This window comes from Streptomyces sp. SCL15-4, assembly GCF_033366695.1.
Lineage (GTDB): Bacteria > Actinomycetota > Actinomycetes > Streptomycetales > Streptomycetaceae > Streptomyces.
The window spans coordinates 6,465,324-6,479,083 of record NZ_JAOBTQ010000001.1 but is presented as its reverse complement, the minus strand read 5'-3'; the positions used below and the strand labels follow the sequence as shown (position 1 = coordinate 6,479,083).

At 75.5% G+C, this 13,760-nt stretch carries 13 protein-coding genes; 3 read left to right on the top strand and 10 right to left on the bottom strand.

What is annotated here, in order from left to right:
* Window positions 1–33 precede the first annotated feature (33 nt).
* Window positions 34–1,680, top strand: coding sequence for a PucR family transcriptional regulator (locus tag SCK26_RS29045; protein WP_318204292.1), 1,647 nt, complete (start codon window positions 34–36; stop codon window positions 1,678–1,680).
* Between the two features lie 20 nt (window positions 1,681–1,700).
* Here SCK26_RS29045 and SCK26_RS29040 read toward each other — a convergent pair whose 3' ends face one another.
* The 6 genes from SCK26_RS29040 to SCK26_RS29015 all read right to left on the bottom strand — a co-directional run bounded on the left by SCK26_RS29040 (window position 1,701) and on the right by SCK26_RS29015 (window position 7,787).
* Window positions 1,701–2,855 carry a glycosyltransferase family 4 protein gene (locus SCK26_RS29040; RefSeq protein WP_318204291.1) on the bottom strand — a complete coding sequence of 385 codons (1,155 nt, stop codon included), beginning with the start codon at window positions 2,853–2,855 and terminating at the stop codon, window positions 1,701–1,703.
* A 306-nt stretch (window positions 2,856–3,161) separates the two neighbouring features.
* Window positions 3,162–3,905, bottom strand: coding sequence for a hypothetical protein (locus SCK26_RS29035; RefSeq protein WP_318204290.1), 744 nt, complete (start codon window positions 3,903–3,905; stop codon window positions 3,162–3,164).
* Window positions 3,906–3,970: 65 nt separating this feature from the next.
* Window positions 3,971–5,713, bottom strand: coding sequence for a DNA repair protein RecN (recN, locus tag SCK26_RS29030; protein ID WP_318204289.1), 1,743 nt, complete (start codon window positions 5,711–5,713; stop codon window positions 3,971–3,973).
* A gap of 39 nt (window positions 5,714–5,752) precedes the next feature.
* Complete coding sequence (locus SCK26_RS29025) at window positions 5,753–6,670, bottom strand: NAD kinase (protein ID WP_318204288.1); 918 nt, start codon at window positions 6,668–6,670, stop codon at window positions 5,753–5,755.
* Entirely contained in the window at window positions 6,667–7,482 is an 816-nt protein-coding gene (locus SCK26_RS29020; protein ID WP_318204287.1) for a TlyA family RNA methyltransferase, read from the bottom strand. Before SCK26_RS29020 ends, SCK26_RS29025 begins: the two co-directional genes overlap by 4 nt.
* 23 nt (window positions 7,483–7,505) lie before the next feature.
* Window positions 7,506–7,787 carry a hypothetical protein gene (locus SCK26_RS29015; RefSeq protein WP_318204286.1) on the bottom strand — a complete coding sequence of 94 codons (282 nt, stop codon included), beginning with the start codon at window positions 7,785–7,787 and terminating at the stop codon, window positions 7,506–7,508.
* Window positions 7,788–7,829: 42 nt separating this feature from the next.
* Here SCK26_RS29015 and SCK26_RS29010 point away from each other — a divergent pair, with 42 nt between their 5' ends.
* On the top strand, window positions 7,830–8,177 hold the full coding sequence (locus SCK26_RS29010) for a sterol-binding protein (protein WP_318204285.1): 348 nt from the start codon (window positions 7,830–7,832) through the stop codon (window positions 8,175–8,177).
* Here the strand turns inward: SCK26_RS29010 and SCK26_RS29005 are convergent.
* From SCK26_RS29005 to SCK26_RS28990, 4 genes are all read right to left on the bottom strand, one after another.
* Entirely contained in the window at window positions 8,161–9,003 is an 843-nt protein-coding gene (locus tag SCK26_RS29005) for an ABC transporter ATP-binding protein (RefSeq protein ID WP_318204284.1), read from the bottom strand. The two genes, SCK26_RS29010 and SCK26_RS29005, sit on opposite strands and share 17 nt — an antisense overlap.
* Window positions 9,000–10,046, bottom strand: coding sequence for a FecCD family ABC transporter permease (locus SCK26_RS29000; protein WP_318204283.1), 1,047 nt, complete (start codon window positions 10,044–10,046; stop codon window positions 9,000–9,002). Before SCK26_RS29000 ends, SCK26_RS29005 begins: the two co-directional genes overlap by 4 nt.
* Window positions 10,043–11,086 (bottom strand): FecCD family ABC transporter permease, encoded by a 1,044-nt coding sequence (locus SCK26_RS28995; protein WP_318204282.1) that lies wholly within the window; start codon window positions 11,084–11,086, stop codon window positions 10,043–10,045. Before SCK26_RS28995 ends, SCK26_RS29000 begins: the two co-directional genes overlap by 4 nt.
* Before the next feature lie 159 nt (window positions 11,087–11,245).
* Window positions 11,246–12,274 (bottom strand): HAD hydrolase-like protein, encoded by a 1,029-nt coding sequence (locus tag SCK26_RS28990; protein WP_318204281.1) that lies wholly within the window; start codon window positions 12,272–12,274, stop codon window positions 11,246–11,248.
* Window positions 12,275–12,348: 74 nt separating this feature from the next.
* Here SCK26_RS28990 and SCK26_RS28985 point away from each other — a divergent pair, with 74 nt between their 5' ends.
* Window positions 12,349–13,656: a DUF1015 domain-containing protein gene (locus SCK26_RS28985; protein WP_318204280.1), complete on the top strand. Its 1,308-nt coding sequence runs from the start codon at window positions 12,349–12,351 to the stop codon at window positions 13,654–13,656.
* The last annotated feature ends 104 nt before the right edge of the window (window positions 13,657–13,760 follow it).

The window sequence follows — 13,760 nt, the reverse complement described above, 5'->3', positions numbered from 1 at the left end:
CACCGCGACGTGCGCGCGGGTAGCGTCCGCTGCATGGACAGCCGTACGGACCACCGATTCGACACCCAGGGCGCCGGCATCACCGTGCGGCGGGCGCTGGAGCTGCCCGGACTGCGCAGCGGCCTGCCGGAGGTCCTGGCGGGCGCCGACCGGCTCGGCCGCACCGTGCGCTGGGTGCACGCCGGCGAGGTGCCGAACATCGCGTCGCTGCTCAAGGGCGGCGAGCTGCTGCTCACCACGGGCTACGGCTTCGGCACACGGCCGGCCGAGCAGCGGGCGTTCGTGCGGACCCTGGCCGAGCGGGGGATCGCCGCGCTGGTGGTGGAGCTGGGCCCGCGCTTCGGCCGGCTGCCGGCGGCGCTGGTGGACACGGCCCGGGCGGCCGGTCTGCCGCTGGTCCAGCTGCACCGCGAGGTGCCGTTCGTGGCGGTGACCGAGGAGATCCACACCGAGATCGTCAACGGCCACTACGCGCTGCTCCAGCGTGCCGAGGAGGTGCACCGGCGCTGCACCGAGGCCCTGCTCGGCGGCGGCGGGATACCGCAGGTGCTGGGCATCCTGGCCGACTTCAGCGGCAATCCGGTGTTCCTGGAGACGGCGGACGGCCGGCTGCTGTACGCCGCCGGTGCCGGGCCGGAGGGCACCGAACCGCTCCAGGTGTGGGAGGGACTGCGCGGCCCGCACAAGGAGGCCCCGCCGCCGGCCGGCACGGTGCTGGTGGACGTGCCGGGCGGCGGCCCGGGCCCGGCGGGCCCGGTGCGGGCCCGGCTGGTGCTGCCGCCGGTCCGGGCGACGCCGGCCCCGGTGCACCGGATCGCCGCGGAGCGGGCCGCGGGCATCCTGGCCGTGGTGCTGATGCAGGCCCGGCAGGAGGAGGAGCTGGCGGCGCGCGGCCGCGGGGACTTCCTCACCGATCTCGCCGAGGGCCGGATCGCGGCGGAGGACGCCCCGGCGCAGGCCCGGGTGCTCGGCTTCAAGCCGTGCGACGGCCCGCTGCTGCCGGTGGTGATGCGGATCGGGGACACCCTCTCGCCCGGTGGCGGCTGGGCGGTGCCGGCCCGGGCGGTCTCCGAGGAGCTGGCCGCGGTAGGGGTGCCGGTGCTGCTGGGGGTGCGGCCGGTGGAGGGCCGGGTCCTGGTGCTGACCGGGCTGCGCGCGGAGGCGGAGCGGACGGCGGTCGCGGACCGGGTCGCGGCGGCGCTGCGGGCCGGCGTGGAGCGGGCCGGGATGCGGCGGCCGGGCTCGCCGCCGCCGGTGGTGGTGGTCGGAGCGGCCGGCGGCTGGACGGCGGCCTCGGCGGGGCTGCGGCACGCGGCGGAGACGGCGACGGCCGCGCAGGGACTGACCGACCGGCCCTGGTACGACGCCCGGCGCCTGGACATCGACCTGCTGTTGTGGCGGCTGCGCGACCACCCGGACCTGGCGGCCTTCGTGGACCGGGCGATCGGCCCGCTGCGCGAGCACGACCGCCGCTCCCGGCCGCCGCTGCTGCCGACGCTGGAGACCTATCTCGCGCACGCGGGCCGCAAGGCGGAGACGGCCCGGGAGCTGCATCTCAACCGCCAGACGCTGTACAACCGCCTGGCCCGCATAGGTGAGTTGCTGGGCACCGACCTGGACGACCCGCAGGCGGTCCTGGCGCTCGGCCTGGCCCTGCGGGCGCGCCGGCACGTGCCGTAGGCGTCCGCGGCGGCCGGGCCCTAGGGCAGCGGTCTGGGCCGGGTCAGCTCGTCGTAGACGCTGAGGACCTGGGCGACGGTCTCGTCCTCGCTCGGCCAGCCGGCGGCCTGCCGGGCGGCGCGCTCGCGCAGCCGGGCGCGCCGCCCGGGGTCGGCGAGCAGCCGCAGGACCGTCCCGGCGAGGGCCACCGGATCGCCGTAGGGGACGAGTTCGGCCGCGTCGCCGACGAGGTCGGGGACGCCGCCGACCCGGGTGGCGACGAGCGGCACGCGCGCGTGCAGCGCCTCCTGGGCGAGGACGGACCGCGATTCCCAGCGGCTGGTCAGCAGGGCCACGTCGGCGGCGGCGAGCAGGTCGGGGACGTCGTCGCGGCGGCCGACGAGGCGCACCGGCAGTTCCTCGTCCTCGATCCGCCGCTGGAGCACCGGCCGCAGCGGCCCCTCCCCCGCGATCACCACCAGCGGCACCGGGTCCGACTCCCGCCACAGCCGGGCCGCGTCGAGCAGGACGCCGAAGCCGCGGTGGCGTTCCAGGGAGCCGACCGCGATCAGCAACGGGCGGTCGATGGCGCCGAGTTCGGCGCGGACCTTGGGGCGCCGCCGGTCGGGGTCGTCGTGGTCCGCGGCCTCGTCGGGGCCGCCGGGCCGGCGTCGGCCGGGCAGGGCGACCGCGGCGAGCCGGGCGTCGCGCGCGCCGGTCCGGCGGGCCCGGTCGACCAGGTCGGGGCTGGCGCCGAGGACGACGGCCGCGGTGCGCATCACCCGGCGCTCCAGCATCCGCAGCAGATGCGCGCGCGGGCCCTCCGCGTGGGAGCGGTCGTGCCAGGTGACCACCAGCGGGGTGGTGCGGCCGCCGAGCGCGAGCACGGACCGGAAGGAGGCGTGCAGTCCGTGGGCGTGCACCAGATCGGCGCCGGCGCAGGCGGTGCGGAGGGCGGCGACGGAGACGGGGTCGCTGCTGCGGGGCACGTGGACGTGGTCGGCGCCGGTGCCGGTGAAGTCGTAGGCCCGGTCGGTCTCGACGGGGGCGCACACGGTGACCCGTACGCCCCGCGCGACCAGTCCCTCGGCCAGGGAGCGCACGTGCGCGCTGCTGGCGGCGTTGCCTCCGCCGAGCACCTGCACGGTGCGCAGCGGCGGCCGGCCGTGCGGTGCGTTGCTGCTCAGCGGGCTCACGGGCCGGGGCTCCTGGTTCGTGGGGCGGTCACGAGAGGGCGCGTGGGGCGGTCACGGGAAAACGTACAGAAGGTTGGGGGCTCAGGGGGGCGGAAGGACGCACCCCGCGCGCCTCCCGCGCGGACCGTCCGGACCCGCTGCCCGCTCCGCGTTCCCTGCCAAGCATGCCAGGGCACACGGCCGTTCAGGGAACGCACGGGAGGGCGCATCACGCGGCGGGCTGGGGCAATGCGCCGGAGCACATCACTCACACGGGTGAGGAAGGGGCCGGTCTGGACGGGTCGGGTGCGCGGACATACGACGAGGTCAGCCGCGCACCCAGGCACTGATCCGGTCCCCGTGGCGGGCGGCGGCGACCAGCGCTACGGCGTGCGCGAGCAGTCCCGCGCGCCCGTTTCCCGCCACCACGGCCGCCCCGAGCGCGGCGCCGAGCGCGTGCGCCCCCGTGTCCCCGAGCATCACCCGCTCCCCCGCGTCGTCCGGCAGCACGGCCGCGGCGGCCCCCATCGCCCCGGCCGCCAGCCGCGCCCCGGGTCCCTGCCGCAGCAGCCCGGGCGCCCCGAGCGCGAGCACGGCACCGGCGGCCCGTCCCGGCCGTACGTCGAGGAGGTTCACGACATGGGCGCTCCCGGCGATGACGGCCCCGGCGAGCAGCCTGTCCACCGGCCGCTCCTTCAGCACGGCGCCCGCCGCCAGCCCCGCCGCCGAGATCCCGAACAACTTCACGGCCCCGCTGGTGACCTCCCCGTCCCGCAGCGCCCGCAGATGCGCCCGGAACCCGCGCCGGTGGTCCCCGGCGACATCGTCGTAGGCCCCGCACACGGCGGCGGCCAGCACCGCGGCGCCGGCCGCGGGCCGCACCCGGGCGGCCGCGACCGCGGCCCCCACCGCCACGGCGGGCCCGGCGTACAGGCCGACGGCCCGCCCGGCGTGGTTGGTCCGCTCCCAGCGCGCGCGTCCGCCGGGCGGGGCGGCGCGCAGCAGGGCCTGGCCGGTCCGGGCGAGCGCGGCGGCGAGGAGGAGGGGGCGGCACGTTCGCTTGTCGATCATGCCGCCCACCCTAGGGAAACGGCGCGGACCGGGCCGCACCCCGGGAAACGTCCCGGCCCCCTCCGCTACACCTCCGCCCTGGCCGTCGCCAGGAGTTCCTCCGCGTGGGCGCGGGCCGTCTCGGAGTCCTCCTGGCCGGCCAGCATGCGGGACAGTTCGCGGATGCGGTCCTCGCCTTCCAGGACCTTCACGCCGGAGCGGGTGACGGAGCCGTCGTCGGTCTTCTCCACCAGCAGCTGGCGGTCGGCGAACGCGGCGACCTGGGGCAGGTGGGTGACCACCACGACCTGCGCGGTGCGGGCGAGCTTCGCCAGGCGCCGGCCGATCTCGACCGCGGCCTTGCCGCCGACCCCGGCGTCGACCTCGTCGAACAGGTACGTGGGGACCGGGTCGGTGCCCGCGAAGACCACCTCCACCGCGAGCATCACCCGGGACAGCTCACCGCCGGAGGCGCCCTTGGCGATGGGCCGGGGCGGGGCGCCCGGGTGCGGGGCGAGCAGCAGCTCGACCTCGTCCGCGCCCGACGGGCCGTAGGCGACCGTCCGCCCGCCGACCTCGACGCCCTCGGGGTCGTCGGTCTGCCGGATGTCGAAGGACACCCGCGCGTGCGGCATCGCCAGCGAGGCCAGCTCGGCGGTGACCGCCGCCGCGAACCGCTCGGCGGCCTCGGTCCGCGCGTCCGTCAGCCGCTGCGCGAGCGCGCCCAGCTCGGTGCGGAGCGCGTCCCGCTCGGCGGTCAGCTCCACGATCCGCCCGTCGTCGCCGTCCAGCTCGGTGAGCCGGGCGGCGCTGCGCTCGGCCCAGGCCAGCACCGCGTCGATGTCCTCGCCGTACTTGCGGGTCAGCGCGGTCAGCGCGGCCCGGCGCTCCTCCACGGCGGCCAGCCGCAGCGGGTCGGCGTCGAGATCGTCGGCGTATCCGGCCAGCTCACCGGCCACGTCGGCGAGCAGGATGCCGATCTCCCCGATCCGGTCGGCGAGCCCGGCCAGCGCCGGGTCGTGCGACCGTACGGCCTCCAGGGCGCGGTGCGCGCCCGCGACGAGGGTCGAGGCGTCGATGCCCTCGGGGTCCTCCGGATTGCCCGCGAGAGCGGCGTGCGCGGCCGCCGCGGCGGACGACAGCGCCTCGGCGTGCCCGAGCCGCCCGGCCTCCTCCGCCAGCTCCGCGTCCTCGCCGGGCCGGGGCTCCACCGCGGCGATCTCGTCGAGCCCGAAGCGCAGCAGGTCGGCCTCCTGCGCCCGTTCCCGCGCGCGGGTGGTGATCTCCTCCAGCTCGGCGGAGACGGCCCGCAGCCGCTGGTAGGCCCCGGTGTACTCGGCGAGCGGCACGGCGACGGCGTCGCCCGCGTACCGGTCGAGCGCCTGCCGCTGCCGGGACAGCTTCAGCAGTCCCTGCTGGTCGGTCTGTCCGTGCACGGCCACCAGGTCGTCGGCCAGCTCGGCGAGCAGCCCGACGGGCACGCTGCGCCCGCCCAGATGCGCCCGGGAGCGGCCCTCGGCGGAGACGGTACGGCTGATCAGCAGGGCACCGTCGTCCAGCTCGGCCCCGGCCTCCTCGGCGCGTACGGCGGCCGCGGCACCGGAGGGCACGGCGACCCGGCCCTCCACGACCGCCTTCTCCGCCCCGATCCGCACGAGCGCCGGGTCGGCCCGGCCGCCGAGCAGCAGCCCGAGGCTGGTGACCACCATGGTCTTGCCCGCACCCGTCTCACCGGTGACGGCGGTGAACCCCGGTGACAGCTCGACGACGGCATCGTCGATGACCCCGAGCGACCGTATCCGCATCTCCTCCAACACGGAACAGACCATACGAGGTCCGGGGCGGGCAGCGCACACGGCCCGCCTGTGTCACTCCGAGGAGTGGTGCGGTGCCCCGCGCCATCCCGTGGTCGGCAGGGCGAACTTCGCCACGAGCCGGTCGGTGAACGACGAGTGGTGCAGCCGGGCCAGCCGCACCGGCACGGCGCCCCGCCGCACCTCCACCCGCGCGCCGGGCGGCAGCTCGACCGTGCGCCGGCCGTCGCACCACAGCACGCCCGGCGGGATGTGCGGCAGCACCTCCACCGCGAGCACCGAGTCCGGTGAGGTGACCAGCGGCTTGGCGAACAGCGCGTGCGCGCTGATCGGCACCATCAGCAGCGCCTCCACCTCCGGCCAGACCACCGGGCCGCCGGCGGAGAAGGCGTAGGCCGTGGAACCGGTGGGCGTGGAGAGGATCACTCCGTCGCAGCCGAACTCCGACACCGGCCGCCCGTCGATCTCCAGCACGACCTCCAGCAGCTTCTCGGCGCCGGCCTTCTGCACGGCGGCCTCGTTCAGCGCCCAGTCGGTGTGCACGATGTCGCCGTTGCGGTGCACGACGACGTCGACGGTCATCCGCTCCTCGACCTCGTAGGACCGGTCCACCACCCGGTCCACCACCCGGTCGAGGTCGTCCCGCTCGGCCTCCGCGAGGAACCCGACGCGCCCGAGGTTGACGCCGAGCATCGGCACCCCGGAGGCCCGCGAGAATTCGGCCCCGCGCAGCAGCGTGCCGTCGCCGCCCAGCACGATCAGCAGCTCGCAGCCGTCCAGGCACTGCGCGGTCGCCTCCTTGACGAGGTGCACGTCGTCGGGGAGCGGCAGGTCGCGCGCCTCGTCCTCCAGCACCCGCACCCCGATGCCGTGCCGCACCAGGCCCTTGACGACGAGTTCCGCGCTGCGGATCGCCGCGGGCCGCCCGGTGTGGGCGAGCAGGAAAACAGTACGCGCACGGTTCTGTGTCAACGCGGCCCCTCCGCCACTGCACGGTCGACGTCGGCCGGGTCCACCCGGGGTGCCCCCGCCCGCAACCAGAGAAAGTACTCGACGTTACCGGAGGGCCCGGGCAGCGGGCTGGCGGTGACCGCCCGCACCCCGAGGCCCAGCTCCCACGCCTTCCCGGCCACCCCCAGCACGGCCTCCGCCCGCAGCTCGGGGCTGCGCACGACGCCGCCGCTGCCGAGCCGTTCCTTGCCCACCTCGAACTGCGGCTTGACCATCATCACCAGGTCGGCGTCCGGCGTCACGCACCGCTTGAGAGCGGGCAGCACCAGTCCGAGCGGAATGAAGGACAGATCGCCCACGACCAGGTCCACCGGTTCCCCATCGATCGCCTCGAGCGTCAACTCGCGTACGTTCGTACGGTCCTTGACGGTGACGCGTTCATCCTGTTGGAGGGACCAGGCGAGCTGGCCGTAGCCGACGTCGACGGCGACGACGTGGGCGGCGCCCGCGCGCAGCAGGACATCGGTGAAGCCGCCGGTGGAGGCGCCGGCGTCCAGCGCGCGCCGGCCCTCGACCACGAGTCCCCGCGGCCCGAACGCCGCCAGCGCGCCGGCCAGCTTGTGCCCGCCCCGGGAGACGTAGTCGGGGTCGCTGTCGTCGGCGGAGACCACGATGGCCGCGGCGGTCTCCACCTGGGTGGCCGGCTTGGTCGCCACGGTCTTGCCGACGGAGACCCGCCCGGCGGCGATCAGCTGGCTGGCGTGCTCGCGCGAACGGGCGAGCTTCCGGCGGACCAGCTCCGCGTCGAGACGGCGGCGTGCGACTCCTGCCACGTTCGGTTCAGCTCCTGCTCTGGTTACGGTCTGCTGGGGTACGGCGTCGGGGGCACCGGAGGTTCCGGGCGGGCGTCGAGCGCGGTGAGCGCGTCGCGCAGCCCCCGAAGTACATCCTCGTACACCTCGGCATGTCCGTCGGTGGCGAGGTGGCCGGCGTCGGCCAGCCGCTCCAGGCACGCGTCGACCCCGGCGTCGCCGGTGGGGGTGCGCGGGAGGTTCAGGGGGGCCGGGGCGGCGGGCTCGGGCGCGCGTTCGGGCTCGGCCCCCGGTTCCGTCCCGGCCTCGGACACGGACTCGCTCATGCCCCGACGCTACCTCGAACCGCTGGGGTAGCGTCGGGGGCGATGGCCACGATCGAGGAGTGCCGCGCCGCACTGGAGAAGCTTTCGGACAACATGCGGGGCGCCGAGGGCGACGTCCGCGCGGCCGCCGCGCTGGACCGCTCGGTGAGCTGCCACATCACCGACCTGGACGTCACCTTCGCCGGGCGGATGACGGGCGGGCGGATCGTGGTGGACGACACCTTTGCCGGTCCGCCGCGGGAGAAGGCGCGGATCAGGCTCGCCCTGGCCGGGGACGACCTGGTGGCCCTGGTGGACGGCGGGCTGGACTTCGCGGCCGCCTGGGGCTCGGGCCGGGTGCGGCTGGAGGCGGGCCTGCTGGATCTGTTCCGGCTCAGGAAGCTGCTGTGAGCCGTGCCTTGCGGGCGGCGGGCACGACCAGCGGGGTGCCGGTCTCGGGGTCGTCGATCACCTGGCAGCGCAGTCCGAACACCGCTTCCACCAGCTCGGCGGTGACGATGTCGCCGGGCGCGCCCTCGGCGATCACCTTTCCGTCGCGCAGGGCGATGAGGTGGGTGGCGTAGCGGGCGGCGTGGTTGAGGTCGTGCAGCACGGCCACCAGCGTCCGGCCCTGCTCCTCGTGGAGTTCGGCGCACAGGTCGAGGACGTCGATCTGGTGCTGGATGTCCAGGTAGGTGGTCGGCTCGTCCAGGAGCAGCAGCGGGGTCTGCTGGGCGAGCGCCATGGCGATCCACACCCGCTGCCGCTGTCCGCCGGACAGCTCGTCCACGTACCGCTCGGCCAGTTCGGCGACGCCGGTCTGCCGCATCGACTCCCGCACGACCCGCTCGTCCTCGGCCGACCACTGGCGCAGCAGGCCCTGGTGCGGGTAGCGGCCCCGGCCGACGAGGTCGGCGACCGTGATGCCGTCGGGGGCGACGGCCGACTGGGGCAGCAGGCCGAGGGTGCGGGCGACCTTCTTCGCGGGCATCGACTGGATGGCCTGCCCGTCCAGCAGCACCCGGCCCCGGCTGGGCTTGAGCATCCGCGACAGCGCCCGCAGCAGCGTCGACTTGCCGCACGCGTTCGGGCCGACGATCACCGTGAAGGACCGGTCGGGGATCTCCACCGACAGCTGCTCGGCGATGACACGCTGGTCGTAGGCGAGGGTGACGTTCTCGGCGGACAGGCGGTTCACAGTGCTCCTCGGGTTGTTCGTCGCGCCGGCGGGGGTCATATCCGGCCCGCCCGGCGCTCGGTGACCAGCAGCCACAGCAGATAGGCGCCGCCGAGCACGCCGGTGACCACGCCGACGGGCAGCTGGTCGGCGCCGAAGGCGCGCTGGGCGGCCCAGTCGGCGGCGACCAGCAGGGTCGCGCCCATGCACAGGGACGGCACCAGGTTGGGTCCCGGCGAGCGGGTCAGGCGGCGGGCGAGCTGCGGCGCGGTCAGCGCGACGAAGCTGACGGGACCGGCGGCGGCCGTGGCGGCGGCGGTGAGCAGCACGGCGCTGACCATCAGCAGCAGCCGCACCCGCTGGACGCGCACGCCGAGCGCGTTCGAGATGTCGTCGCCCATCTCCATCATGCGCAGGCCGCGGGCGTTGGCGAGGACCAGCGGCACGAGGACGGCGCACAGCGCGAGCAGCGGCCAGACCTGCTCCCAGTCCCGTCCGTTGAGCGAGCCGGTCATCCACACCACCGCGCGGGCGGCGTCGACCAGGTCGGCCTTGGTGAGCAGATAGCCGTTGACGGCCGTCATGACCGCGTTGACGCCGATGCCGACCAGCACCATCCGGTAGCCGTGCACGCCCTGCTTCCAGGCGAGCAGATAGATGGCGAGACCGGTCACGAGGCCGCCGGCCAGCGCGCCGAGGGTCACCTGGGAGGCGCTGCCGGACAGCAGCACGATCACGATCAGCGCGCCGGCCGTGGAACCCTGCGACAGGCCGAGCACGTCCGGGCTGCCCAGCGGGTTGCGGGAGATGGACTGGAACAGGGCGCCACCGAGGCCGAGGGAGGCGCCGACCAGCAGGCCGACGAGGACCCTGGGCAGCCGCAGTTCGTTGACGATGAAGTCCTGGTAGGCGGTGCCGTTCCCGGCGAGCGTCCGCAGCACGTCGGCCGCCGGGATCCTGGCGTCGCCGGTCCCGATCAGGGCGACGCCGGCGGCGCAGGCGGCCACCAGCAGCAGGACGACGACGGTCAGGGCCCGCGGGTCCAGGCGCACGGAGAGCCCGCCGGGGGTGCGCACGGCACGGCTCCTGGAGTGGGTCTTCACAGCTGGGCCGTCCTCCGCCGTCGTACGAGAAAGATGAAGACCGGGCCGCCGATGATCGCGGTGACGATGCCGACCTGGACCTCGGCGGGACGGGCCGCCACCCGGCCGAGGACATCGGCGCCGAGCAGCAGCACGGGCGCCAGGACCGTGGCGTACGGCAGGATCCAGCGCAGGTCGGGGCCGGTGAAGGAGCGCACGACGTGCGGCACCATCAGGCCGACGAACATGATCGGGCCGCAGGCGGCGGTCGCGGCACCGCACAGCACCACGGCGGACAGCATGGCCAGCGCGCGGGTGCGGTCCAGGTTGGCGCCGAGGGCGCGGGCGGTGTCGTCGCCCATCTCCACCGCGTTCAGCGGCCGGGCCAGCACGAGCGCCAGCACCGTGCCGACCGCGAGGAACGGCAGCACCTGCACGATGGTGGAGTCGGTCGCCGAGACCAGCGAACCCACCGTCCAGAAGCGCATCTTGGCCAGCGCCGCGCCGTCCGTGATCATCACGGCCTGGAGATAGCCGTACAGGGCCGCGCTGATCGCCGTACCAGCGAGCGCGAGCCGCACCGGGGTGGCGCCCCGGCTGCCGCCGAGGAACCAGACCAGCGCGCCGACCGCCGCCGCGCCCAGGAACGCGAACCACACATAGCCGGTCAGGCTGGTGACGCCGAGATAGGTCATGGCCGTGACGACGGCGGCGGACGCACCCGCGTTGATGCCGAGCAGCCCGGGGTCGGCCAGCGGATTGCGGGTCAGCGCCTGGAGCACCGCGCCGGAGAGCCCGAGCGCGGCGCCGACCAGCAGGCCGAGCACCGTGCGCGCGAGCCGCTCGTCCACGACCACGTCGCCGTAGGTGCCCGTGTCGTGGAACAGGCCGTGCCAGACCTGGGCCGGCGACAGCCCTTTCGCCCCGATCGCGATGCTCGCCAAGGCGACGAGCAGCAGGAGCACGGCCGAGAGCAGGAGCCCAAGGGCCCTGGCCACATGGCGGGTTGGGGGCGCGGGCGCGGTCTCCGCGCGCTGTTCCGGGGGACTGTCGACCAACACGAGGTTAGGTTAGCCTACCCTGCACTCCTTCTCGATCCCCGGTACGCGCTCGCGCTCCCTCTCACTCCCCGGTACGCGCTCCTTCACACTCCCGGCGCGCGTTCCTTCACACTCCCGGCGCGCGTTCCTTCCCGTCCGCCGGTGCGCCCCTCCCGCCCGTCACCACCCCAGCCGGGTCAGCGCCTTCTCGCCGTCCAGCGTGCAGGAGCCGTCCCCGGCCGCCGTCCAGGCCGCCGCGCACAGCGCCCGCAGCCCGTCCGCCGTCTCGCCGTCACCGGTCAGCTCCAGCCGGCCGTCACCGGCCGTCGCCGTCCAGCCGCCGCAGCGGAAACCGGCCCCGTCCCCGGTGACCTCTGGCTGCCCGGTGAGCAGCCCGCGCAGATCGGCGTCCACGTACGTCGGCCGGTGGTGGGGCGGCGCGGCGAGCAGCTGCGCCCCGTCGGTCACGCCGGTCAGCACCAGCAGCGAGTCGACCCCGCCGTTGAACGCGCCCTCGATGTCGGTGTCCAGCCGGTCCCCGACCACCAGCGGGCGATCGGCACCGGTCCGGATGATCGTCTCCCGGTGCATCGGGGGCAGCGGCTTGCCCGCGACCTGCGGTTCCGCGCCGGTCGCGATCCGTACGACCTCCACCGCCGCGCCGTTGCCCGGCGCGATGCCCCGCCCGCCCGGAATCGTCAGGTCGGTGTTGGACGCGAACCACGGCACCCCCCGCCGAATGGCGTACGACGCCTCCGCGAAACGGCCCCAGGGCAGGTCGGGGCCGCCGTAGCCCTGTACGACCGCCGCCGGATCGTCGTCCGCCGACTCCACCGGGACCAGGCCGCGCTCGCGCAGCGCCACCCGCAGCCCCTCGCCGCCGATCACCAGCACCCGCGCCCCGGCGGGCACCTGCTCGCCGATCAGCCGGGCGACGGCCTGCGCGGAGGTGATGACGTCGTCCGCGTCCGTCGGTATGCCCAGCTCCGTCAGGTGCCCGGCCACCGTGTCCGGGGTGCGCAGCGCGTTGTTGGTGACGTACGCCAGCCGCATGCCGCCCGACCGGGCCGCCGCGAGCGCGTCGACCGCGTGCGCGATCGCGCTGCCGCCCGCGTAGACCACCCCGTCCAGATCGAGCAGCGCCGTGTCGTACGCCTCGCTCAGGGGCTGCCCGCTGGCCTCCGGCCTGGTCCTGACGCCTTGGCTCATGTCCGTATCGCTCCTCGTAGACTCGCCTTTCCCCCGATCATCCCGCATGCCGCCGACACACGTACGATGCCGGGATGAAGACAGCAGGTCACTCGGAGGCAACGACGCGCCGCGGCCTGGAACTCACCCCGTTCCGTGGCCTGCGTTACGACCCCGACCGGGTCGGCAGCCTCGCCTCCGTCACCTCCCCTCCCTACGACGTCGTCGTACGGCCCGACGGCCTGCACCACCTCCAGTCGGCCGACCCGCACAACATCGTCCGGCTGATCCTGCCCCAGGCCGGCACCCCCAGCGCCCGCACCGAGCAGGCCGCCGACACCCTGCGCCGCTGGCTGGCCGAGGGCATCCTCGTCGCCGACCCGGACCCCGGCCTGTACGTGTACGAGCAGCGCGACGGCGACGGCATGGTCCAGCGCGGGATCATCGGCACGCTGCGGGTGTCGGAGCCCGCGGAGGGCGTGGTACTGCCGCACGAGGACGTCATGCCGCCCGTGGTCGCCGACCGCGCCGCGCTGATGCGCGCGACCCGGGCGAACCTGGAGCCGCTGCTGCTGACGTACCGGGGCGACGGCACGACGGACGGGGCGGGCGCGGGTACGGCGGCCGAGGTGGTCGAGCGGACGGCGGGCCGCCCGCCGCTGCTGGCCACGACCACCGAGGACGGCTTCCGGCACCGGCTGTGGTCCGTCACCGACCCCGTCGACCTGGCCGGGATCCAGAAGGACCTGGCCGGCCGCCAGGCGCTGATCGCCGACGGCCACCACCGCTGGGCCACCTACCGGCGGCTGCGCGCGGAACATCCCTCCCCCAGCCCCTGGGACTACGGCCTCGTCCTGCTGGTCGACACCGTCCGCTATCCGCTGCGTGTCCGCGCCATCCACCGGCTGCTGCACGGCCTGCCGGTCGCGGACGCGCTCCGGGCGGTGACGGGTCTGTTCCGGGTGCGCCGGCTGGACGTGCCGCTGGCGGACGCACTGGCGGCCCTGGCGGACGCGTCCTGCGCGGGCAACGCCTTCCTGCTGGCCGGCGACGGCGCCTTCCACCTGCTCGACCGCCCGGACCCCCGGCTGCTGGCCCGGACCGTCCCGGCGGACCGCCCGGCCGCCTGGCGCTCGCTGGACGCCACGGTCCTGCACGCCACGCTGCTGGAGCACGTCTGGCGCATCCCCGAGGACTCCCCGGCGCACATCGCCTACATCCACGACACGGCGGCGACGGTCGAGAAGGCGGAACGCGACGGCGCTACGGCCGTCCTGATGCACCCGGTCCGCGAGGAGGTCGTACGCGACCTGGCCCGGCAGGGCGTGACGATGCCCCGCAAGTCGACGTCGTTCGGGCCGAAGCCGGCGTCGGGGCTGGTGCTGCGCGCGCTGGAGGTCTGAGCCGAGGGCATCACCTGAAAGGGGGGCGGGCTCCGATGAGAGCCCGCCCCCCTTTCAGGTGACTGTTCCGCCGCGCTTTCCGCCGCCTTCCGCGTCGGCCGGCG

What these genes read in the sequence shown, in the direction of transcription:
- SCK26_RS29045 (WP_318204292.1), top strand. Translation starts at nt 34, where the DNA reads ATGGACAGCCGTACGGACCACCGATTCGACACCCAGGGCGCCGGCATC.
- SCK26_RS29035 (WP_318204290.1), bottom strand. Translation starts at nt 3,905, where the DNA reads ATGATCGACAAGCGAACGTGCCGCCCCCTCCTCCTCGCCGCCGCGCTC.
- recN (WP_318204289.1), bottom strand. Translation starts at nt 5,713, where the DNA reads ATGGTCTGTTCCGTGTTGGAGGAGATGCGGATACGGTCGCTCGGGGTC.
- SCK26_RS29015 (WP_318204286.1), bottom strand. Translation starts at nt 7,787, where the DNA reads ATGAGCGAGTCCGTGTCCGAGGCCGGGACGGAACCGGGGGCCGAGCCC.
- SCK26_RS29010 (WP_318204285.1), top strand. Translation starts at nt 7,830, where the DNA reads ATGGCCACGATCGAGGAGTGCCGCGCCGCACTGGAGAAGCTTTCGGAC.
- SCK26_RS29005 (WP_318204284.1), bottom strand. Translation starts at nt 9,003, where the DNA reads ATGACCCCCGCCGGCGCGACGAACAACCCGAGGAGCACTGTGAACCGC.
- SCK26_RS28990 (WP_318204281.1), bottom strand. Translation starts at nt 12,274, where the DNA reads ATGAGCCAAGGCGTCAGGACCAGGCCGGAGGCCAGCGGGCAGCCCCTG.
- SCK26_RS28985 (WP_318204280.1), top strand. Translation starts at nt 12,349, where the DNA reads ATGAAGACAGCAGGTCACTCGGAGGCAACGACGCGCCGCGGCCTGGAA.